19 protein-coding genes are annotated in these 20503 nt (G+C 58.8%); 7 read left to right on the top strand and 12 right to left on the bottom strand.

All coding sequences use genetic code 11. From position 1 onward, the window contains the following. Positions 1–380: 380 nt before the first annotated feature. On the bottom strand, positions 381–2099 hold the full coding sequence (gene metG / locus QZ498_RS06550; protein WP_294620969.1) for a methionine--tRNA ligase: 1719 nt from the start codon (positions 2097–2099) through the stop codon (positions 381–383). 181 nt (positions 2100–2280) lie between these two features. Between metG and QZ498_RS06545 the strand changes: the two genes are divergently transcribed. Then, positions 2281–3546 (top strand): MFS transporter, encoded by a 1266-nt coding sequence (locus QZ498_RS06545; RefSeq protein ID WP_294620955.1) that lies wholly within the window; start codon positions 2281–2283, stop codon positions 3544–3546. Between the two features lie 78 nt (positions 3547–3624). Here QZ498_RS06545 and QZ498_RS06540 read toward each other — a convergent pair whose 3' ends face one another. Both QZ498_RS06540 and QZ498_RS06535 read right to left on the bottom strand, forming a co-directional pair. Beyond that, entirely contained in the window at positions 3625–4218 is a 594-nt protein-coding gene (locus tag QZ498_RS06540; RefSeq protein WP_294620947.1) for a YceI family protein, read from the bottom strand. Next, positions 4219–4815: a hypothetical protein gene (locus QZ498_RS06535; protein ID WP_294620942.1), complete on the bottom strand. Its 597-nt coding sequence runs from the start codon at positions 4813–4815 to the stop codon at positions 4219–4221. It lies immediately after the preceding gene. 135 nt (positions 4816–4950) lie between these two features. Here QZ498_RS06535 and QZ498_RS06530 point away from each other — a divergent pair, with 135 nt between their 5' ends. Further along, a complete protein-coding gene (locus QZ498_RS06530; RefSeq protein WP_294620939.1) occupies positions 4951–5994 on the top strand; it encodes an aldo/keto reductase in 1044 nt (347 codons plus the stop codon). Positions 5995–6087: 93 nt separating this feature from the next. Further along, a complete protein-coding gene (locus QZ498_RS06525; RefSeq protein WP_294620937.1) occupies positions 6088–6642 on the top strand; it encodes a hypothetical protein in 555 nt (184 codons plus the stop codon). 68 nt (positions 6643–6710) lie between these two features. Here the strand turns inward: QZ498_RS06525 and QZ498_RS06520 are convergent, their stop codons facing one another. Continuing rightward, a complete protein-coding gene (locus QZ498_RS06520; protein ID WP_294620933.1) occupies positions 6711–8990 on the bottom strand; it encodes an adenosylcobalamin-dependent ribonucleoside-diphosphate reductase in 2280 nt (759 codons plus the stop codon). Between the two features lie 90 nt (positions 8991–9080). Between QZ498_RS06520 and QZ498_RS06515 the strand changes: the two genes are divergently transcribed. The 3 genes from QZ498_RS06515 (at position 9081) to QZ498_RS06505 (ending at position 10895) form a co-directional block, all read left to right on the top strand. Next, positions 9081–9509 carry a DUF1489 domain-containing protein gene (locus QZ498_RS06515; protein WP_294620931.1) on the top strand — a complete coding sequence of 143 codons (429 nt, stop codon included), beginning with the start codon at positions 9081–9083 and terminating at the stop codon, positions 9507–9509. 41 nt (positions 9510–9550) lie between these two features. Beyond that, positions 9551–9784, top strand: a complete 234-nt coding sequence (locus QZ498_RS06510; protein ID WP_294620929.1) for an N-(5'-phosphoribosyl)anthranilate isomerase — start codon at positions 9551–9553, stop codon at positions 9782–9784. 229 nt (positions 9785–10013) lie between these two features. After that, the gene (locus QZ498_RS06505) at positions 10014–10895 is read left to right on the top strand and encodes a LysR family transcriptional regulator (protein ID WP_294620927.1); all 882 of its coding nucleotides are present in this window, start codon (positions 10014–10016) and stop codon (positions 10893–10895) included. Between the two features lie 679 nt (positions 10896–11574). On the opposite strand, the gene csgH is transcribed toward QZ498_RS06505, so the two are convergent. The 8 genes from csgH to QZ498_RS06465 all read right to left on the bottom strand — a co-directional run bounded on the left by csgH (position 11575) and on the right by QZ498_RS06465 (position 19243). Beyond that, positions 11575–11940 (bottom strand): curli-like amyloid fiber formation chaperone CsgH, encoded by a 366-nt coding sequence (gene csgH, locus QZ498_RS06500; protein WP_294620925.1) that lies wholly within the window; start codon positions 11938–11940, stop codon positions 11575–11577. Between the two features lie 53 nt (positions 11941–11993). Further along, entirely contained in the window at positions 11994–12470 is a 477-nt protein-coding gene (locus QZ498_RS06495; protein WP_294620924.1) for a hypothetical protein, read from the bottom strand. 4 nt (positions 12471–12474) lie between these two features. Next, positions 12475–13125: a hypothetical protein gene (locus tag QZ498_RS06490; RefSeq protein ID WP_294620923.1), complete on the bottom strand. Its 651-nt coding sequence runs from the start codon at positions 13123–13125 to the stop codon at positions 12475–12477. 206 nt (positions 13126–13331) lie between these two features. Further along, positions 13332–14612: a hypothetical protein gene (locus tag QZ498_RS06485; protein ID WP_294620922.1), complete on the bottom strand. Its 1281-nt coding sequence runs from the start codon at positions 14610–14612 to the stop codon at positions 13332–13334. Between the two features lie 77 nt (positions 14613–14689). Beyond that, positions 14690–15679, bottom strand: coding sequence for a hypothetical protein (locus QZ498_RS06480; protein ID WP_294620921.1), 990 nt, complete (start codon positions 15677–15679; stop codon positions 14690–14692). A 160-nt stretch (positions 15680–15839) separates the two neighbouring features. Then, the gene (locus tag QZ498_RS06475) at positions 15840–16832 is read right to left on the bottom strand and encodes a CsgG/HfaB family protein (RefSeq protein ID WP_294620920.1); all 993 of its coding nucleotides are present in this window, start codon (positions 16830–16832) and stop codon (positions 15840–15842) included. After that, on the bottom strand, positions 16832–17245 hold the full coding sequence (locus QZ498_RS06470) for a curli assembly protein CsgF (RefSeq protein ID WP_294620919.1): 414 nt from the start codon (positions 17243–17245) through the stop codon (positions 16832–16834). Before QZ498_RS06470 ends, QZ498_RS06475 begins: the two co-directional genes overlap by 1 nt. 969 nt (positions 17246–18214) lie before the next feature. Then, positions 18215–19243, bottom strand: a complete 1029-nt coding sequence (locus QZ498_RS06465; RefSeq protein WP_294620918.1) for an extracellular solute-binding protein — start codon at positions 19241–19243, stop codon at positions 18215–18217. 194 nt (positions 19244–19437) lie between these two features. Between QZ498_RS06465 and QZ498_RS06460 the strand changes: the two genes are divergently transcribed. Continuing rightward, a complete protein-coding gene (locus QZ498_RS06460; protein ID WP_294620917.1) occupies positions 19438–20451 on the top strand; it encodes an NAD-dependent epimerase/dehydratase family protein in 1014 nt (337 codons plus the stop codon). The last annotated feature ends 52 nt before the right edge of the window (positions 20452–20503 follow it).

Raw genomic sequence — 20503 nt, 5'->3', positions numbered from 1 at the left:
GTGGAATGGTAGACACAGGAGACTTAAAATCTCCAGGCCGAAAGGCCGTGCCGGTTCGAGTCCGGCCGCGGGTACCAGCGGGTTTTCCTGATGCATGTGCCAAAAGGAGTGGCTGCGCCACGCAGGTTTGATCGCGCTTGCGCGCGCCGGTGAGGGGCTTTGCCCCTCGTTGAAAATAAGATTTTCAACTCACCCCAGGATATTTTTGGCCAGAAGAAAGGAGCAGAGCATCACTTGGCTTTTTCTTGGCAAAAATACCCATTCCAACCGTGGTTTTCGCGTCTCGCTTGGCATTGAGGCGTCAGGCCGACCATATGCACGAGCCCGGCGTCAAAGGCGCGCGGGCGAGATGACCTGAGCGCGCTTTTGGCGCGCTCCGCTTAATCGCGGGTGCCGGAGAAGCGGGCCTGCCACTCTTCGCGCTGGTCGTCGGTGATCTTGGCGAAAAGCACCTCGGGCACGGTGAAGGCGTGGCCGGGGGGGAGTGAGGTCAGGGCGGTTGGCACATCGTCGGGCCAGCTGTCATCGCTGGTCTGCATCGCCGCTTGCATGGTTTTCGCGGCATCGGGGATGAAGGGGCTGGAGAGCACCGCGTAGAGCCGGATGAGGTTGAGGGCCAGCCGGATTTGCATTGCTGCCGTCTCGGGGTCTTCCTTGAAGGTGGCCCAGGGCGCGGCCTCTTGCAGGTATTCGTTGCCCTCGACCCAGATCGCGCGAAGCTCTTGCGCCGATTTGCGGACCTCCATGGCCTCCATGTGGCGCTCGTAGGCGCGGATGCGGGTTGTCAGGCGGTCGATGAGGGCGGTTTCGCGCGCGCCCATCTCACCAGCGTCGGGGACGACCTCGCCGAACTTGGAGCGGCAGAACTTGGTGACGCGGCTGACGAAGTTGCCCAGCACATCGGCAAGGTCCTTGTTCACCGAGGCTTGGAAGTTTTCCCATGTAAACTCGGCATCCGAGCTTTCGGGCGCGTGGCTGAGCAGCCACCAGCGCCAGTAGTCGGCGGGCAGGATGTCAAGCGCCTGATCCATGAAAACACCGCGCCCTTGGGAGGTTGAGAACTGTCCGCCGTCATAGTTGAGGTAGTTGAAGGATTTGATGTAATCCACCAGCTTCCAATCTTCGCCAGACCCCATCAGCGTGGCGGGGAAGGAAAGCGTGTGGAAGGGGACGTTATCCTTGCCCATGAACTGGGTATAGCGCACATCCTCGGCACCGCGTTCGGTGCGCCACCATCGTTCCCAAGCGTCGCTGTCCAGCCCGTTGGCCTCGGCCCATTCGGCGGCGCAGGCGATATATTCGATGGGGGCGTCGAACCAGACGTAGAAGACCTTGCCTTCCATGCCGGGCCAGTCCTCATCGCCGCGTTTGACGGGGATGCCCCAATCGAGATCGCGGGTGATGCCGCGATCCTGAAGGCCATCGCCATCGTTGAGCCATTTGCGGGCGATCGAGGTGGTCAGCACCGGCCAGTCGGTTTTGCTGTCGATCCATGCGTTCAGGGTATCGCGCATCTGGCTTTGGCGCAGGAAGAGGTGCTTGGTTTCGCGCACTTCCAGATCGGTGGAGCCGGAAATGGCGCTGCGCGGCTCCAGAAGGTCGGTCGGGTCAAGCTGCTTGGTGCAGTTTTCGCATTGGTCGCCGCGCGCTTTGTCGTAGCCGCAGTTCGGGCAGGTGCCTTCGATGTAGCGGTCGGGGAGGAAGCGTTTGTCGGCGTTGGAATAGACCTGTTTTTCGGTGACTTCTTCGATCAGCCCGGCCTCGTAAAGTTTACCGGCCAAATGCTGGGTGAGCTTGTGGTTTTGCGGGCTGGAGGAGCGGCCAAAGTGATCGAAGCTGAGCCGGAAGCCTTTGGCGATTTCGGCCTGCACCTTGTGCATACGGGCGCAGTAGTCGGCCACGGGTTCGCCTGCCTTGGCGGCGGCGAGTTCGGCGGGTGTGCCGTGTTCATCGGTGGAGCACAGGAACAGAACCTCATGCCCGCGCGCCCGTTGGAAGCGGGCGAAAAGATCGGCGGGCAGTTGGCTGCCCACGAGATTGCCAAGGTGTTTGATCCCGTTGATGTAGGGGATTGCCGAGGTGATCAGGTGCCGTGCCATGGTGAATGTCCCGCCTTTCGCGCCGTGCTGTCTTGGAGGGGGTTTAATGCCCTTGGGCGCGAAGGACCAGAGGGCGCGGGGCGGATTGGACAAAATCGACATTCCTGTCGCGTTCCGGTTTGACGGAAGGTGTGGCGCGCTGTTAGGCGCTGGCCAGATACCAAGGCAGAAAGGCCGCGCGATGATTCAGGTATTGGCAAGCGTTTGGGCCCTGCTTTTGGGGATGGTTCTGATCATGATCGGCAATGGCATGCAGGCCACCCTGATGGGGGTGCGCGGGGCCATGGAAGGCTTTGGCACGCTGGAGTTGTCGATCATTACCTCGGGGTATTTCCTTGGCTTTCTGGTGGGCAGTCGGCTGGCGCCGGAATTGATCCGGCGGGTGGGGCATGTGCGGGTCTTTGCGGCGCTGGCCTCGTTCATCTCGGCGGGGTTGATCGCCTTTCCGATCCTGACCGATCCCATCAGTTGGACATTGATCCGGGTGGTCCTCGGGTTCTGCCTGTCGGGCGTTTACGTCACCGCCGAAAGCTGGCTGAACAATGCCGCCACCAACCAGACGCGGGGGATGGTTCTGTCGGTTTACATGGTGGCACAGATGTTGGGCCTGATCGCGGCGCAGGGGTTGATGAACCTTGGCGAGGCGAGCGGGTTTTTCCTTTTTGTGATCCCGTCGATCCTTGTGTCGCTGAGTTTCGCGCCGATCCTGTTGTCGATCACGCCGACGCCCGCCTCGGACACCACCAAGCCGATGAGCCTGATGCAGCTTTATCACAAATCCCCCTTGGCCAGTGTCGGCACCCTTTTGCTGGGTGGGGCCTTTGCGGCGCAGTTCGGCATGGCCTCGGTTTACGGGGCGGCTGCGGGGTTGAGCGTGGCGCAGATCACCGGCTTTGTCGCGGCGATTTTCGTGGGGTCTTTGGTGTGGCAGCTCCCCGTGGGCTGGCTGTCGGACAGGATGGACCGGCGGTTGTTGATCCTTGGCTTGGCCGCGATTGGGGCAACGGCCACCGGCGTGGGCTTTGTCGTGGGCGCGCAGTATGAAACGCTGCTTGTTCTGGCCTTTGTTGTGGGCGGTGTGGCGAACCCGCTTTATGCGCTCTTTATCGCGTATACCAACGATTACCTGGACGTGGATGACATGGCCGCGGCTTCGGGCGGGTTGGTCTTTGCCTATGGCGTTGGTGCGGTCGTGGGGCCGATGGCCACGGGGCAGGTCATGGAGCTGGCCGGGCCGCATGGTTTTTGGCTTTTCCTGGCTGTCGTATTCCTGTCGATCACGCTTTACGCGGGCTGGCGAATGACACGGCGGCCCGGGGTGCCTGTGGATGAAACCGGCAGCTATCTTGGGGTCGTGCCCACGTCATCGCCCGTTGCCGTTGAAGCGGCGCAGGAATGGTATGTGGAGCAGGCCGAAGAGGCGGCGGAGGATGAGGGCGAAACCTGAAGTCTTGCCGCCAAGGATTTTCGAAAATCCTTGGCCAAGCGGTTTCGAAACCGCTTGGACGCGGTTTCTGACATTGGCCTAACGGGTGATGCGGGCGATGATCCGCAGGTCGATGGTATCGCCCACCATGCCCGAATAGCCCGTCGCGCCGAAGGCGCTGCGGCTGATCTGGCCGGTCAACAGAACAGCGAGGTTGCGGCGGTCGTCGGGGGAGGTGCCGCGTTGGCGGTAGAGGCGGGCGTCGAGTGTGATGGGGCGGGTGACGCCGCGCACGGTAAGGTCCCCTTGCACCGTGGCCCCGGACAGGTCGCCCGTCAGGGTGGTGGAGCGAAAGGTGATTTCCGGAAAGCGCGCTGTGTCCAGAACCTTGGCGTCTTTCATTGCCTGCGTGGCAAAGAAGAACCCGGCGCGCGCCCCGGCAGCATCGAGCGTCACGCGCACCCGGCTGGCGGGCAGGTTGTCGAGGTCTAGCGTGATCTCGGCGGATTTTACCGGCATGGTGCCCTGATTTGGGTTGCCTTCGACGTCATAGGAAAACCCCACGATCGAACGCGCGGCATCGAGGCGATAGGCCTGTGGCGCGGCCATGCTGAGCGCGGCGGTGAGGCAGAGGATGAAGGCAAGGATATAGCGCATGGCGCGACGGTAGGGGCAAAACGGGTTGGCGGCCATTCACCTTTGCGTCACATGCCAGTTGCCCGGTCGTCCGGTAAGTGCCCATGTGGCGGGTGGTGCGCTGCGGGCGCGGTGGCGGGAGAGGGCCCAGGCGCGGCTGTCGGGGGTATGGTCGGGGGCCATGTGCCAGCGGGTTTCAACCCCCGGCGCGCCGCCCTCGCCGGGGGTGAGGACCAGGCCAATGGGGGCACACCCCCCTGTTTTCGCGCCGTTTTCCGCAGCCAGATGCAGGCGGCGCACCGGTGTCAGGCCCGGTGGTTCGGGCAGTTCGGCCACCGCCAGCGGCACCACGCCGCTGCGCAGGACCTCTTCCAGCGTCCAGAGTAGGTCAATCGGTTGCTGGGGGTGGATGAAGGTGAAGCGCCCCGGTTGCACGAAGGGGCGCATGCCATCGGGATTGAGGCGGTCGCCCTGCCACGCGGGAGCGATCCAGAAGACCGGGCCGCGCGTGGCCCTGGCCACGATCATCGCCAGCACATGGCGCGCAGGCCCGCAGATCTCATGCAGGCGGGCCAGTGTCAGGGTCATGCCATCCAGCACCGGCAGGGCCGGACGGGTGTCATGCGTTTGGCGAGTCAGCAACGGTGCGGTCATGCAGGCAGATTACAATGTTCGCTAAATGTTCTCAATTGGGAATTGCCGGTATCACCGCCGGGAATGGGGGGTGACGCGGGTGGGAAAACCGCTAGTCTCTGCGCCGAACGCGAGGGACAAGGGACACCGGAAAAGATGAAGAAAAACCGATTGGGCCGGACCGGGATCGAGGTGAGCGCGCTGTGCCTTGGGTCGATGACATGGGGCAGTCAAAACACCACCGCGGAAGGTCATGCGCAAATTGACCGGGCATTGGAGCGGGGGATCAACTTCATCGACACCGCCGAGATGTACCCGGTGAACCCTGTTGCCAAGGACACCATTGGCCGGACCGAGAAGGTGATTGGCGATTGGTTTGCCAAGAGCGGGCGGCGCGAGGAGGTCATTTTGGCCTCGAAACATTCGGGCGAGGGGATGGCCCATGCGCGTGACGGCGCGCCGATCAGTTCCAAGACGATCCCGGAGGCGGTGGAAGGATCGCTGCGGCGGCTGAAGACCGACTATATCGACCTTTACCAATTCCACTGGCCCAATCGGGGCAGTTACATGTTTCGGCAAAACTGGAGTTTTGACCCCTCGGGGCAGGATCGCGCGGCGACCTTGGCGCATATGGAAGACACGTTGGAGGCCCTGCAAAAACAGGTGGACAAGGGAAATATCCGCGCCTTTGGCCTGTCGAATGAAAGCGCATGGGGCACGGCGCAATGGTTGCGGTTATCCGAGGATAAGGGCCTGCCACGGGTGGCGAGCATTCAGAATGAATATTCCTTGCTGTGCCGCCTCTATGATACCGATCTGGCGGAGTTGAGCGTGAATGAGGACGTCGGATTGCTGGCCTTTTCGCCACTGGCGGCGGGGCTTTTGACCGGCAAATATCAGGGCGGGGCGATGCCTGATGGATCGCGCATGACGCTGAACGAAAGCCTTGGGGGCCGCAAGACCAAACGCGCCTTCAAGGCGGTCGAGGCTTACTTGGACATCGCCGCGCGGCACGGATTGGACCCAGTGCAGTTGGCCTTGGCGTGGTGCATGACGCGCCCGTTCATGGGGTCGGTCATCTTTGGGGCCACCTCTGTGGGGCAACTGGATGTGGCCCTGGGGGCTGCGGAGGTGGCGCTTTCGGATGACGTGCGGGAAGAGATTGACGCAGCACATCGGGCACATCCGATGCCGTTTTAACGGTTTACGGCTATGCCATCGGTTTCGCCTCTTCAGGGCTAAGTGCTGCGTCGCCTCGACAGGATTGCTGGCCCATATTGGTTGGACGCACAGATGCTGGATCAAGCGACCCGCGTAACGGGACGCTTGGGCGTCCTGGTTGCATTCGGGCCAGGCCAGAAGTTACCGGAAGTCACGTCTGATGGTTGGGACCATGCTTGGCGCATCGGCTTCGGTTTCACCTCGCGGGGGGGAGGAGGGCATCCGGGAGGCAATCGAGGCGCATTTCGGAAATTCGATGATGCATCATGCACGCCAGGGGCCTGCAAGATATTCGGTTGCTTCTACAATGCCCTGGCGCACTCGAAGTCGCACAAAGATCCGGGTGATTTCGCTGGTATTCTGCGCGACACCATCACCGAGAACATCGCCATGCCGCCCGAGACAAAAGTGCTGGGTGTGGAACCACCCGAGCGCCGCTTGCATAAGGGCGCGTCACTGGCGAGGGAGCAGAGCCTTGACCCTCGCACCCTGAACAACGTGCAGGTTGCGGCTGGAGCCATTCCTGAACAGGCACCGGCTCATTTCCCGATCCTTGCGAAAGCAGGCGGTGGAATTGCGCGCCGCATGCAGCGCACCGTGAACGTTATCTCGCTGCGGAAGAAATGAATTTTACCCGGCCCATGGTCGATTAGCTTTTTGATGACCGCCTGCTGACAATTGGGGGCTGACAGTCCCTAACCACATTTGGAATGGCCACAGCTGGCGCAGGTCATGCAGCCTTCGACCATCCGCATGTCATACCCTCCGCAGGCCGGGCACGCCGGGCCGCGCGGCGCGTCAAGGTTGACCACTGTTTGCGTCGGGTCGGTCTTGAGGCCAAGCCCCTCGCCCTCCAAGAACCCGATTGAGACCATGTGCTGTTCCAAGATCCCGCCGATGGCCGCAAGGATCGAGGGAATATATTTACCCTGCATCCACGCCCCGCCGCGCGGGTCAAACACGGCCTTCAACTCTTCCACCACGAAGGACACATCGCCACCACGCCGGAACACCGCCGAAATCATCCGCGTCAGCGCGACGGTCCAGGCGAAATGTTCCATGTTCTTGGAGTTGATGAAGACCTCGAAAGGCCGCCGGTGGCCGTTCAGCACGATGTCGTTGACGGTGATATAGATCGCGTGGTTGCTGTCGGGCCACTTGAGCTTGTAGGTCGCGCCTTCCAATTCGGTAGGCCGGTCCAGCGGCTCGGACATATAGACAATCTCGCCGCCATCTTCGGGCATCGGCGCGCCGCTCTCGCCCGGCGCGGCCTCGGTGGTCTCAGATACGCTCAACACGCTGCCGGTCACATCATTGGGCCGGTAGGTGGTGCAGCCCTTGCAGCCCGTCTCATAGGCCTGCATGTAGACATCCTTGAACTCGGCAAAGGATATATCGGCCGGGCAGTTGATGGTTTTGGAAATCGAACTGTCGATCCAGCGCTGCGCGGCGGCTTGCATTTTCACATGGTCCTGCGGGGCCAGCGTCTGGGCGTTGACGAAATAGTCAGGGAGTTCCGCATCGCCAAAGCGTTCGCGCCACATCTGCACCGCGTAATCCACCACCTCTTCCTCGGTGCGGGTGCCGTCCTTTTGCAGGACTTTGCGGGTATAGCTATAGGCAAAGACCGGCTCGATCCCGGAACTGACGTTGCCGGCATAAAGGCTGATCGTGCCGGTGGGCGCGATGGAGGTCAAAAGGGCGTTGCGAATACCATGTTCGGCGATGGCGGCGCGCACGTCCTCGTCCATCCCCTGCATGGCGCCCGAGGCCAGATAAGCCTCCGCATCGAACAGCGGGAAAGGCCCCTTTTCCTTGGCCAGCTCCACACTGGCCAGATAAGCGGCGCGCGCAATCTGATGCAGCCAGGCTTCGGTTTGCGCCGCCGCCTCATCACTGCCATAGCGCAGGCCGACCATCAGCAAGGCATCGGCAAGGCCCGTCACGCCCAGCCCGATCCGCCGCTTGGCCGCGGCCTCCCGCGCTTGCGCGTCAAGCGGGAAGCGGCTGGCATCCACCACGTTGTCCATCATCCGAACAGCAGTGGCGACCAGATCATCCAGCGCCGCCTCGTCCAGCTCGGCCGCTTCGCCAAAGGGATCTTTCACCAACCGCGCCATATTGATCGACCCCAAAAGGCAGGCGCCATAGGGTGGCAAGGGTTGCTCGCCACAGGGGTTTGTGGCGCTGATGGTTTCGCAATAGCTCAGGTTGTTGGCCGCATTGACCCGGTCGATGAAAATCACCCCCGGTTCGGCATAGTCATAGGTGGCCTGCATGATCTGGTTCCACAGGTCACGCGCCTCGACGGTCTTGTAAACCTTGTCGCCAAAGCGCAGGTCCCATGACCCGTCGGCTTTGACCGCCTCCATGAAAGCATCGCTCACCAGAACCGACAGGTTGAACATCCGCAAGCGCGCGGAGTCCGATTTGGCGGTGATGAAATCCTCGATATCGGGATGATCACAGCGCATGGTCGCCATCATGGCACCCCGGCGCGACCCCGCCGACATGATCGTGCGGCACATCGCATCCCAGACATCCATGAAGGACAAAGGGCCGCTGGCATCGGCGGCAACGCTTTTCACCTCGGCCCCTTTGGGCCGGATAGTGCTGAAATCATAGCCGATCCCGCCGCCCTGCTGCATGGTTAGCGCGGCCTCTTTCAGCATCTCGAAAATACCGCCCATATCGTCGGGGATCGTGCCCATGACAAAACAATTGAACAGAGTCACACTCCGCGCCGTGCCCGCCCCGGCGGTGATGCGACCGGCGGGCAGGTACTTGAAATCCTCCAACGCGGCATAAAAACGGTCTTCCCAATGGCTTGGGTCGTTTTCCACCTCGGCCAAGGCCCGTGCAATCCGACGCCATGTATCTTCCACCGTTTCGTCAATCGGTGTGCCGTCGGCCTCCTTCAGGCGGTATTTCATGTCCCAGATGGACTGGGCGATGGTGGCAGCGAAACGGGTCATTGGTCGAATCCTGTGATTGGCAGGCAACCACAATAGCTTGAAGCGCCCCGCATTTCCACTACCCTATATGCCCTGAACCAAGGGAATCGCATGGCCACACTGCACCTCATCAAACTGAGCGTCGGATCGGACAACGTGGACAGCCTCATGCGCTGGCAAGCGTCGGCCCGCGCCAAGGGGCCTGACGGCCTGCCCCGGCATATCACCCGTATGTGGCCCAAACGCGAGGCAGAGCTGCTTGAGGGGGGCTCGATCTATTGGGTCGTGCAAGGCCTCGTGCAATGCCGCCAGCGACTTCTGCGCTTTGACGAGGTCATCGGCAGCGACGGTATCCGTCGCTGCGGCTTTGTTCTGGAGCCTGAGGTGATCCGGACCTCCACCGCCCCCAAACGTCCCTTCCAAGGCTGGCGCTACCTCAAGCCCGAGGACGCGCCCGCCGACCTGCCCCAGCACCGGCAGGAAGAAGACAGCCTGCCGCCCGAATTGTCGGCCGCCTTGGCCGATATCGGGGTGCTCTGAGGATAACCCTTCCTTAACCATGCTGCGGCAGTCTTCTGCCCATGAAAACCCTGCCGCGACACCTCACACCCGATATCTGGCTGCAACAGGTCTTCACTTCGACCGAAGCGCGCAAGGGCGGCGTGGTGAAGCGCAAAATACGCGATGTCGAACGCCTTGTTGGCCGCCACGCCTTTTTGCGCGAAGTCGAACGACGCGGCTTTCAGGCGGTGGAAAACCACCAACATTATGTCGTCTTCTGCAACACCCTTCCGCTGCGCCGCGCCAAACCGTGACCGACCGCCAAGGGCTTTCGAAAGCCCTTGCACACCCCCGGCGCGCGCCGGGGGCACAAGCGGTTTGCAAACCGCTTGCCCAAGGCGTTTCGAAACGCCTTGCCCGCCACGGTGGTGAAACGTCGCTTTCCTGCCCTTTTCTGGTGGGAATGCGCATGACAAGGATGCGTTCAACACAGAATTAAGCCAAAACTGTTATCCAGGCGCCCGACTCAAAGGATTCTGAATTTTGGCCATTAAAATCGAAATGCTGCGCTGTTTTCGGGCCGTGGCCGATCACGGTTCCCTCGCTGATGCGGCCGAGGTTCTGGGCCGCACCTCCTCGGCGGTCTCGATGATGCTTCGCCAATTCGAGGATCACGTCGGCGCACCGCTTTTCGAGAGCACCCGCAAATCCCGCCTCACCCCCTTGGGCGAATTGATCCTGATCGAGACCACCCGAGAGCTGTCGCATTTCGAGCGTACCGTGGCCGCGATTGAAGGGCTATCTCGCGCTGAGATGGGGCAGGTCCGGCTGGCCGTGACCCCTTCCGTTGCGCAGGTTATCATGCCGCCGATCCTGCAGGACTACATGCAAACCCACCCCGGCGTGCGGATCGACATGCGCGATACCGACTCCGCCTCGGTGCAACGCGAACTTGCGGCTGAACGTGCCGATATCGGCATGGCCAGCGTCAGCCATATGCCGGGGTTCGAACGACATCTGGTTTTCACCGACCGGTTTGGCGTGGTCTGCCCGGTTGATCACCCGCTGGCGAAGAACTGGACAGAACTGACGTGGAAAGACCTGGAAGGCGTGGATTTCATCGCCAACGGTCTGTGCGATTTCATCACCGATGAAGGCTTCGCGCCGATCATGGCGGCCTCTCGGCTCAATGTTCTCAATACCGCCTCGATCCTCAGCCTCGTGCGCGGCGGTGTGGGGGTAACGCTTCTGCCCGAACTCGCGGTTCTGCCGGAATTCCTTGATTTGGAATTCCTTCCTTTGGTCGATGCCTCCGCCCGACGCGAGGTTTGGATGGTCACCCCGCCGCAACATATGCTGACCCCGGCGGCGCAAGCCCTGACACGCGCGATCCTGGACGCCAATATCGCAGTCACCCACGACTGACTCCCTAAACCTTAAAGCTGAACGGCGCGATCCAGAGGTGTGCCGGTTCGTAGGCTTAGTCCCCAATGATATTGCAGCTTGAAGCCGCAAGTTGTGCCTTCAATTTCAGGTCCGGCGGACGAGGAAGCTCCGCGATTCCGAAGACAGTTGGGCCACAAAAACTGTGATCGGGTAGATCGAGGCTTGGATGGCATAAGCTGTACGCTTTAGGCAACGCGCGGCACCTGGTGGCGCAAGGCGGTGAGCATATCACTGTATTCGTTTGTCTGCGGCTCGGGTCATGTGCAAATCCTCCAGCGGTAGGCAGATATTGTCGACGGCGGGATGATTTGGCTCGTCACTAGCAAAACGCTCCAATTCGACGCTTGGGAGGTCATCGACCTGTTGAAGGCAGAGCAGGTCGTAAAACGCGTCTCGGGCAGGTTTCAGGTGCCGTTCTCAGTATCCGATACTTACGCCTTATCTCGCGTTGAATTTTGGTCATGAAAATCGCCTTTTTCCCGAAACTCAGAGGCTAAGGAAAATATCCGGCGAGTAACGGTATCTTGACACAGTCGCTATACCGGCTTGCGGAAAAGAAGCGTGCCCAATCACCAACAGGCCGTTGCATTGCTGAAAGGCGTTGGATCAAGCGACCGTCCACAATTGCAAAACGCGGCCCCCTTGCCCCTCAGTAAGGTTACTTACCCATCAGGGATTTTTCATCTTCGAAGACAGACCCGTTTTTGTCGGTCACTTTCAACGTGACGCTCAAACTGGCATCGGGTTCGAGCGAGACGCGCGAGACCGAAAGAGGGCCCATGGCCTCACCTTGGGACACAGGAACTGTACCCGATTGCCTGTTGACGGATTTACCACTTGGGCCACTCTTGACGACGTTAAGCTGGTACTCTCCCCCCAAGCCTTTTTTAAGGTTCGAGAAAACCTCAATCTGAACAAGCCCGTCGTGTTGAGACATATCAAGCCAGGCACGCGGAACTTCATCCGAAGCCACGGAGAAGGGCCAAGCCGCGAGGATCGCGAAAAAAAATCGACTGATCTTCATATCATACTCCATAATCTAACAAAGCCTTCGGGCATTGTTTTACTGGCGTGGGCCTATTGTGCCTCAGCGGGAGCCACCTGAAGGTACACGCCATCGTCACGCGTCACGATCTGTCCAGTGGAAGCCCCGGCCTTTTTGGCTTCGATTGGCATGGCGCCATGCGCACAGTCCGCGTCCAAAGTCATCGACAAAGTCCCATCGGCTTCACAGTCAATCTCTGAAGATTGCGCCGCCTCAGGTCCCGTCTGGCTAGACTCATTATCTTTTTGGGTATTGTCGACTTCGCTACCTTCATTATCCGCCAGTTCATTCGTTGCCAGCGTGAAATCATATATGGCAAATATCTCGTCCAGAATTGGCGCGGTATCTTCTATCGAGATTCCCTCGGCCTCGTCAGGTACGATTGGGGTGATCTGTTCAACGATGGCCGGATCCTTGGTGGATACAAACTCCTCTTGCGCTTGGGCGGTCGCACCTGCCCAGAAGATCATCATGCCCCATGAGAGGAGTGTGATCGACAAGCCGCGCATGACATCAATCGCCGGTCTGGGTGATCTGAACGCTCATTCCACCAGTTTGCCTTACTGAAATCGGCGCGGCCTCAACCCCGTATTGCTTCAGATCGGCAACGTTGCCGTCACCGTTTTGTTCAAGCTCCATACTGTTTCGCTGACCGTCTTGAAGAAGGTCGGCGAAGTTGTCTGCGCCGTCCTGCCTAAGCGACATGCGATTGCCTTGGCCAACCTGGGTCTGAAAGGCGATATTGCCCAATCCAAGTTGTTCCAGTGACGCTTCGTTGCTGCTTGCGAAGGCGTTTTGCGAGGCAGACTGATTGATACTGAACGAATTTATAGTACCGGAAATCAGGACATCCGCACTGTTGCCGGCGCCTTGCTGTGTAATGTCACCTTGGTTGTCCGCACCGCTAAGACGAATGAAGGCATTTTGATCATTCCCCCGCTGTTCAACGACAAGCACACTGGTGTCGCTTTCGTTGGTAACCTCCGCGAGGTTATCGCTACCGATTTGGTCGATTGACACCTCACCCAAGGCACTACGTCCAATGGCGTCGCTTTCCCCGCCGGCACTTGTCGGGTCGGTTATCTGGTCCAGGTTTTCCTGAGCCAGCGATGGCCCGAGCCAGAAAACAAGAAGCATGGTGCAATAGAGTGTCGTCCTGATCATCGTTTCCAACCTTGCTACCAGTGGCCATCAGGCCGAAGGCCTTATTGGGCGAATGTAACACATCTCGGCAGCGATTACCGCATCAAGAACCATCTTTGCCGATGCCACGTTGCGGATGTGAGAATAAGATTTTCCTGGATCACGATCCAGGTCTCTTCCGAATAATCGCCCCGCGCGAGATACGCGCGGGGCATTCTTTGGCTTTCTTATTGGGTCACGGTCGCAACATTGCCAGTACCCGCCTGGATGACGGTGGACATATTGCCGCTTGTTGCCATCTGCTCAACAGTCGCGGTATTCCCGGCACCAAGACCCGACTGGGTGATCGAACTCCAGTTATCGTTGCTGCCTTGCTTGACGGTCGCCATTTGATTGTCATCCGTCTGCGAAATGATGCTTTCGTTCATATCGCCAGTCTGGGTGACAAAGGCAGTATGGAAGTCCCCGGTTTGGCCGATCGTACTGATGTTGGCAAAACCTGACTGCTCCAACGTTGCCTCGGCGCCCTCACCATCGGCTTGGTTGATGGTGCTCATACCATCGACACCCGACTGCGTGACCATGGACATGGACGCGGTATTCGTCTGGGTGATGGTGCTGGAGTTGTTGTCATTGCTTTGAGTGACGGTGGCCGTGGAGAAGCGGCTTTGCGGGCCCTGATTGATGTCAGAGAACTGGCTGGTGTCGCTTTGATTGACAGTGGCGGTCACAGTGCGGGCGCCCTGATTGATCAGGCTTTCGTTGTCGCTGCCGTTCTGGGTGACATCCGCCGTCATCTCGCGGTTTGCACCTTGGTTCACATCCGAACTGTTGTTCGAGCCGTTCTGTGTCACGTTGGTGAGTGCCGCCGAGCCACGTTGACGCACATCCGAGACGTTACCCGAACCACTCTGGGCGACGTTGGCATCGGTGAACGGGTTGGCATCTTGACCGAACACGTCTTGCAGAATGGTCGAGGAGTTGTCCTGCCCTGTCTGATCGTTGCGCGCAGTGACACCCGAGCCAGCGCCATCGTTGGGTGGCTGGTTCGGATTGCCCGATTGCACGATCGACGATGCGTTGCCCGAGCCCGACTGAATGATCCGGCCGTTCACGCTGTAACCCGAGGGGATACCATCCGGCGGGACCTGCACGGTGCCGTTGGAATTCTGGTCGATCGAGGCCGTATTGGTCGGGGCGTTCGGTTGATCCGGGTTGTCCTGCGTGATGCGGGCCCGTGCATTGCTGCCGATTTGGTTGATCATTGCATCGTTGGTGGGGACGGTGAAGCCGGAGATGCCGTTAGGGTCTTCCGATTGGGTGACTTCGGCAAGGTTGCCGGTGCCATTTTGGCTGATGTCCGAGACACCTTCGTTGCCACCGGTTTGATCGACAGTCGCCGTGTTAAGCCCACCGATCTGGTCGATGGTGCTGTCGTTGGCAAAGGCGGCGGAGGCGCCGACCATCAGAGCGAGTGCGGAGGCACTGGAAATAAGAAGCGTCTTCATTTGTCTAATCCCTTGTTGAATGGAGTTACACCGACCGGCCGCGGGTCATTGCACCCGGTCGATGCGTTATTTCTGGGTTATTGATTGACGGTCGCGGTGTTGCCGGCGCCCGACTGCATGACCATCGAGGTGTTACCGCTTGTGGCCATCTGGAACACACTGGCCGAGTTGCCGGTGTTCACTTCATCCACAACAGGGTTACCCCCATCTTGTTCGATGGTCGAGGCGTTGTTGTCGGTCGACTGCGTGACTTCGGCAAACTGGTCCGCGCTGCCGGGGCCCGCCACAAGCGACGTCTGCAAAACGGAGCTGGTGTTGTTGTTACCGCTTTGCAGGATGGTTGCCGCGATCGAGCTGTTGGCCCGACCGGATTGGGTCACATCACTGCTGTTGTTGTCACCGCTCTGGTTGACCGTGGTCATGCCGAAGTTCGCGCTTTGCGACACGGTGCTGCTGTTGCCGGCGCCGGATTGATCGATCGTGGCGTCGTTATCCAGCCCGCTCTGAGTCACGTCGGACATGTTCCCGGTGGAGGCCTGGTTCACGTTCGCAGTATTCAGGTTGCCACGCTGAAGCACCGTCGAGATGTGGTCAGACCCGTCCTGAGTGATCATCGCGGTTTGTCCACGACGGTTAATCGGGTCTTCATCGCGCCCTTGTTCGACACTGGAGAAGTTGTTCGCGCCGCTTTGCTTGACGTCCGCAAGCGCTTTGGGCGGACCATCATTGAACTGAATGATCTCTGATACGTTGCCGGGCGCCTCGCCGGGGTCACCCGTTTGGTCAACAAGCGCTTTTGCTTCAGACCCTTCCTGGGTGATTGTCGAGGTGTTCGACGCAGTGTTGAAATCAGGCGTCCCGTTGTTGGGGTCATCGGCCTGTGTCACTTTCGCGATGTGTCCATCACCGATTTGATTGACCGTGGACACGCCTTCCGACCCGCCGGTTTGATCGATCTGGGCCAAGTTTGCGCCACCGATCTGGTCTATCGTGCTATCGTTTGCCAAAGCTTGACCGGCAAAAGTCAGCGCAAACAACGAGACGCTTGTGATTAAGTGCTTTTTCATGAGGTAAACCTCCTTTATAAGCACCAAAGGCATCTTTGGTGCCGGTTGGCGGCCGCGAAATGCGGCCTCTGATCAAGGCGTGGTGTCGCAGGTGTCCAGCCAAGTAGACGCCACGCCCCCGAAATCTTCGCCCCTTGTCAGGGCGATATGTCATCTCTGCTCAGGTCGTTTTTTTGTTCTCTGCTGTCGATGTCACAGCAGACTTATTCATCGATGTTTTTTGTCCATCATAGTCCTGATCCGAAATCTTGGACCGATCCAGGCGACCGTCGTCTTCAAGGTACTGATTAATCAGACGCTTTCCTGCCTTATGGTTTTTGAAGGCCCAATAATCACGATGCGCCATCTCCAAGATCAACGTATAGACCGCTTTTTCGATAGCGCGTCTGAAGGCGATGAAACCTGGCTCGTTCGCACTGACGCCGGCTTCGAGCTCCAAGACTTCATCGGTATCAATGTACCGGAAAACACTTGCTCCGACACTGGTGGAAAGGATCGATTTTTGTACGACGACCGATGCCAGAACTTCCCCGGTTTTGACGCTGACAGTTCTCAGGTTCACGCTGATCGTATCTTTACGGTATTCGCCGCGCGCCCCGACCCCAAGCAATGCAGCACCCGCGCCGCCGGTTTCGACATTGCTATCGTAGCCAACAACGCCACCTTCAACGATGACACCGGCAAAAAGCATCGGAGGCAGGGCCTTTGGGTTGATTTCAGTCTCTTTCAGGTAAATTTGGCGCATTTCTTGAATAATGCGTCTTTCCTGAAGCAAGTTGTCGAGGTTGCTTCGCTCGACCACCCGGAACCACTTACCGCCGCTCGTATCGCGAAGCGCCTTCATCAAAACAGCACCTCCGCCCTGGGATACCGCTTTTGACAAGGTCTGGTAGCCTTCGGAAGGTTTGAATTGCCCTGTCAAATCTTCGAAATCGTAAACCGCGATATCCACCCGGCTTTTTGGGGGCGGCATATCGAGCAAGCTGCTTCGGGTTGAGGTTACTTGTGGGATAGCCGGATCTTCGTCCGCCAAAACCGGCATTTCGAACTCGGCACATCCCGACACGAAGAATGCCAAGCTCAACGCGCTTGCGGATTTGACAACGGCACGAGTGACGCCCGGAAACATGTACCGACGAAAGATCGAAATCATCAGTTCACCGCCTGTTCTACAACCGGCAAAACAATCTCCGTGCTGGAGCCGTCAAGCAAATTGGTGATTTCGACGGTGATCGTCTCAAGCGTACGCTCGTAGAAAATCTGTTGATCGCCAATCGTGAGCGTATCGGAGTCACCGGGTTCGGCACCGGTGATCACTTCGGAAAGGCCAGAGGAGAGAGATGATAAAAGGCGGCTTTGCAATTGCCGAACGAACAAGTCCGATTGAGTGCTTGATCGGGTGCTCTGCGTTCCGCCCTCATCCTTGTGTTGATTCTGGATGTCCGCAAGCGACAACAAATGACTAGAATTGAACGAATTCCCGCCAAACGACGGGTTCGTAAACTGGAAAACTAAATCTTGTGCCGGTGCTCTTGAAGACATAGCTCCAAGCGCAAGGCTGGCCAAGAAGATGCGGACCGTGCTGCCCCCGACAGCGCGCCACCGAAACGACCTGTACTATCCCCCCGAATAGTGAGCACATCACTCAAGGCACATGAGTTGATGCTCTTACTGTATCATGCCGGAGCCCTCTTTAACCTGTACGCTTTCAACCAAAATCTCGGCAATAAAATGACATAATGTGTTCACAACAAAGGTTAAATCCTTCCGATTCGCAAGCCTCAACCTTTGGTCGTGATCATCGAACTTCGGGTTTTATTCTGCTCAGACCGTTTCACGCCCCTCGGAAACGGACTTAGGCGCGAAATCGACAAGAGGTGCTGAGTTTCATAGAAAATTAATGGATTGATATTGGGAAAAACTATTTATTGCAGAGCCTTACAACCTGTGTTTCGGTTCAAAATCTGCCACCCGCATAGTTTACACATTGGCACTAAACCGCTTGCAGGGAAGCGCATCGTTTAGCTACACAATACAGTGCCGAAGGGGCGTCACGAGATTATTTGGCGGCCAAAAAAAATTGCCGCATATGCAACCAAGAGTTTAATTTTGCAGTCATTCGCCTGAACCGACTGGGTAGGGTCCCAGTCTGGCTCCAAGATCGCTGGTGTGATGAGCTTTAAAAAGAGCTCATGTTTCGCAACATGACGCACAGGCGCGCCGTGATCCGGGTTTGGCCCACTTGCTCCAATGAAACACGCCCGCATTCGGCGCTTGGATATTGGACACCAAGGGCATTCGCCGAACACCTCACCGGCGGAACCCACAGCCGCGCTGCGCCGAACGGCGTATCCGCCCAAAGGACCCTGGTCCGGAGCGGATGAACGTTCAGTCGCAGATCAGCGATATCCTCGTTGTTTGGCGCGAGGGTGTTTTGCTTCTCAAAGCGTCGCGTTCCGAGAACGCCACCGAGCCGCGCAAAAGAAAACGGGCGCGAGGTGTCTCGCGCCCGCCCAAGGTGAGCCGAAGGGAGGGTTATTTCCAGCCCACTTCGTTGAAGATTTTCTGCGCCGTGGGCACGTTCTTTGCAACTTCGCTCAGGTCAACATCGTCGGGCTTGAAGATGCCCAGTTGCGCGACCGATGCGCTGAGGCCTACACCGGGGACCGCAGGGTATTCGTCGTTGCCCGCCGAGAAATACTTCTGCGCCTGATCGGAGGCGAGGTATTCAAGGAATTTCACCGCGTTGTCACGGTTTGGCGCGTGGGCTGCCACACCGCCACCCGACAGGTTCATATGCGCGCCTTCCGCATCCTGAGCCGGGAAGACCCAGCCGATGTTCTCCATGGCGTCGGCGGGCAGGCCGCTGACGTCTTTGCGCAGGGCGCGGGCGAAGTAATAGGTGTTACCGACCGACACGTCGCATTCGCCCGAGACAAGCCCGCGCAGCTGATCGGTGTCGCCGCCTTGGGGTTCGCGGGCGAAGTTCTCGACCACGCCGGCGGCCCATTCTTTCGCGGCCTCTTCACCGTGGTTTTCGATGACCGACGACAGCAGCGTGAGCGAATAGACATTGGTCGAGGAGCGGTGGCACACCATGCCTTTGTAAGCGGGGTCGGCCAGTTCGACGTAGGATTTCGGCGGGTTTTCCACGTCGGTCTTGTCGTAGAAGATGATGCGGGCCCGTTGCGAGAAGCCGAACCACTGGTTGTCTTCGTCTTGCAGGTAATCGGGGATACGGGCCTCGAGCGTGTCGTTCTCGACCGACTGCAAAACGCCTTCCTTCTTGGCGCGTTCCAGTCGCGAGGTATCCACCGTCAGCAGCACGTCTGCCGGGGAATTGTCCCCCTCGGCTTTCATTCGCGCGATCAGTTCGTCGGCCTTGCCTTCGATGCGGTTGATGGTGATGCCGGTCATCTCTTCGAAGTCAGTGTAGAGCCGCTCATCGGTGTCATAGTGACGTGAGGAGTAGAGGTTGAGTTCATCGGCCTTGGCCTGAGCCGCGGCGCCAAGCGTGATGCTGGCGGCAAGGGCAAGGATCGAAGTGGTGCGAAGAGATGACATGCGGTCCTCCAAGTCTGATTGTTTACTAAATTTGTCAGATACCAGCTGTGGCGACTGGGTCAAGAGGTATTTGACAAAATTAGTCGGAAATAATCGGGTCCAGAAATCCATTGACTTGCTTTGGTTGATCTTGCTTGTGAAGGGACACCGAGCGCAGGGCGTTATCCGGTAAAAGACGAAGGGGGCAGGGCGGCATGACACGGGTCTTCATCACCGGCACGGCGGGTTTCATCGGCTATCATCTAGCTGACCTTTTGCTGCGCGAGGGGCATACCGTTCTGGGGCTTGATGGCATGACGGATTACTACGACCTGCGCCTCAAGCAGCGCCGTCACCAGATGCTGTCGCAAAACCCCGGCTTCGTCGGCGTGGAGGCGATGTTGGAGGATGTCGAAACCCTTGACCGGGTCACGGATGAATTCCGCCCCGAGGTGATCGTGCATTTGGCCGCGCAAGCGGGCGTGCGCTACAGCCTTGAAAACCCCCGCGCATATATCGACGCCAATGTGGTGGGCACCTTCAACGTGATGGAGGTGGCCCGGCGGCACGCGGTGAAGCACCTGCTGATGGCCTCGACGAGTTCAGTCTATGGAGCCGAGACCGATATGCCCTATCGTGAAACCCAAAAGGCCGACACACAGATGACCATCTATGCCGCCACCAAGAAGGCAGGCGAGGCAATGGGCCATTCCTATGCGCATCTGTGGAACATGCCGACCACGATGTTCCGGTTCTTTACGGTCTATGGCCCGTGGGGGCGGCCCGACATGGCGCTTTTCAAATTCGTCGATGCCATTCTCGATGACCGGCCCATCGACGTTTACAATCACGGTGAGATGCACCGGGATTTCACCTATATCAGCGACTTGGTGCGCGGTATCCGCCTGTTGATCGACGCGGCCCCCGAACGCCCCGAAAACCCTGACCAGATTGCCGAGTATGACAGCCTGTCGCCGGTGGCCCCTTACCGCGTGGTCAACATCGGCAATTCGCAAACCGTGCGCCTGTTAGACTTTATCGAGGCGATCGAAGAGGCGCTGGGAAAAAAAGCCACCCGCAACATGATGGAGATGCAAAAGGGCGATGTGCCCGCAACATGGGCCGATGCCACGCTATTGCAGGAATTGACGGGCTATCGCCCGCAAACCGATGTGCGCGAGGGGATCAAGCACTTCGTTGCTTGGTTCCGCGACTACTACGGGAAGTGACACCTCGGGGTATGGCACCGATTTCTTAAAAAGAAATCGGACCGAAATCTTT

It is taken from the genome of uncultured Roseovarius sp. (genome assembly GCF_913057115.1).
Classification (GTDB): domain Bacteria; phylum Pseudomonadota; class Alphaproteobacteria; order Rhodobacterales; family Rhodobacteraceae; genus Roseovarius.
Note: the sequence above shows the minus strand (reverse complement) of the source record. Positions and strands in the feature narration are given on the sequence as shown.

Excerpts from the sequence above, each read along its gene's own strand:
- metG (WP_294620969.1), bottom strand. The coding sequence starts at position 2,099 with ATGGCACGGCACCTGATCACCTCGGCAATCCCCTACATCAACGGGATC.
- QZ498_RS06545 (WP_294620955.1), top strand. The coding sequence starts at position 2,281 with ATGATTCAGGTATTGGCAAGCGTTTGGGCCCTGCTTTTGGGGATGGTT.
- QZ498_RS06540 (WP_294620947.1), bottom strand. The coding sequence starts at position 4,218 with ATGGCCGCCAACCCGTTTTGCCCCTACCGTCGCGCCATGCGCTATATC.
- QZ498_RS06535 (WP_294620942.1), bottom strand. The coding sequence starts at position 4,815 with ATGACCGCACCGTTGCTGACTCGCCAAACGCATGACACCCGTCCGGCC.
- QZ498_RS06530 (WP_294620939.1), top strand. The coding sequence starts at position 4,951 with ATGAAGAAAAACCGATTGGGCCGGACCGGGATCGAGGTGAGCGCGCTG.
- QZ498_RS06525 (WP_294620937.1), top strand. The coding sequence starts at position 6,088 with ATGCTGGATCAAGCGACCCGCGTAACGGGACGCTTGGGCGTCCTGGTT.
- QZ498_RS06520 (WP_294620933.1), bottom strand. The coding sequence starts at position 8,990 with ATGACCCGTTTCGCTGCCACCATCGCCCAGTCCATCTGGGACATGAAA.
- QZ498_RS06515 (WP_294620931.1), top strand. The coding sequence starts at position 9,081 with ATGGCCACACTGCACCTCATCAAACTGAGCGTCGGATCGGACAACGTG.
- QZ498_RS06510 (WP_294620929.1), top strand. The coding sequence starts at position 9,551 with ATGAAAACCCTGCCGCGACACCTCACACCCGATATCTGGCTGCAACAG.
- csgH (WP_294620925.1), bottom strand. The coding sequence starts at position 11,940 with ATGAAGATCAGTCGATTTTTTTTCGCGATCCTCGCGGCTTGGCCCTTC.
- QZ498_RS06495 (WP_294620924.1), bottom strand. The coding sequence starts at position 12,470 with ATGCGCGGCTTGTCGATCACACTCCTCTCATGGGGCATGATGATCTTC.
- QZ498_RS06490 (WP_294620923.1), bottom strand. The coding sequence starts at position 13,125 with ATGATCAGGACGACACTCTATTGCACCATGCTTCTTGTTTTCTGGCTC.
- QZ498_RS06485 (WP_294620922.1), bottom strand. The coding sequence starts at position 14,612 with ATGAAGACGCTTCTTATTTCCAGTGCCTCCGCACTCGCTCTGATGGTC.
- QZ498_RS06480 (WP_294620921.1), bottom strand. The coding sequence starts at position 15,679 with ATGAAAAAGCACTTAATCACAAGCGTCTCGTTGTTTGCGCTGACTTTT.
- QZ498_RS06475 (WP_294620920.1), bottom strand. The coding sequence starts at position 16,832 with ATGATTTCGATCTTTCGTCGGTACATGTTTCCGGGCGTCACTCGTGCC.
- QZ498_RS06465 (WP_294620918.1), bottom strand. The coding sequence starts at position 19,243 with ATGTCATCTCTTCGCACCACTTCGATCCTTGCCCTTGCCGCCAGCATC.
- QZ498_RS06460 (WP_294620917.1), top strand. The coding sequence starts at position 19,438 with ATGACACGGGTCTTCATCACCGGCACGGCGGGTTTCATCGGCTATCAT.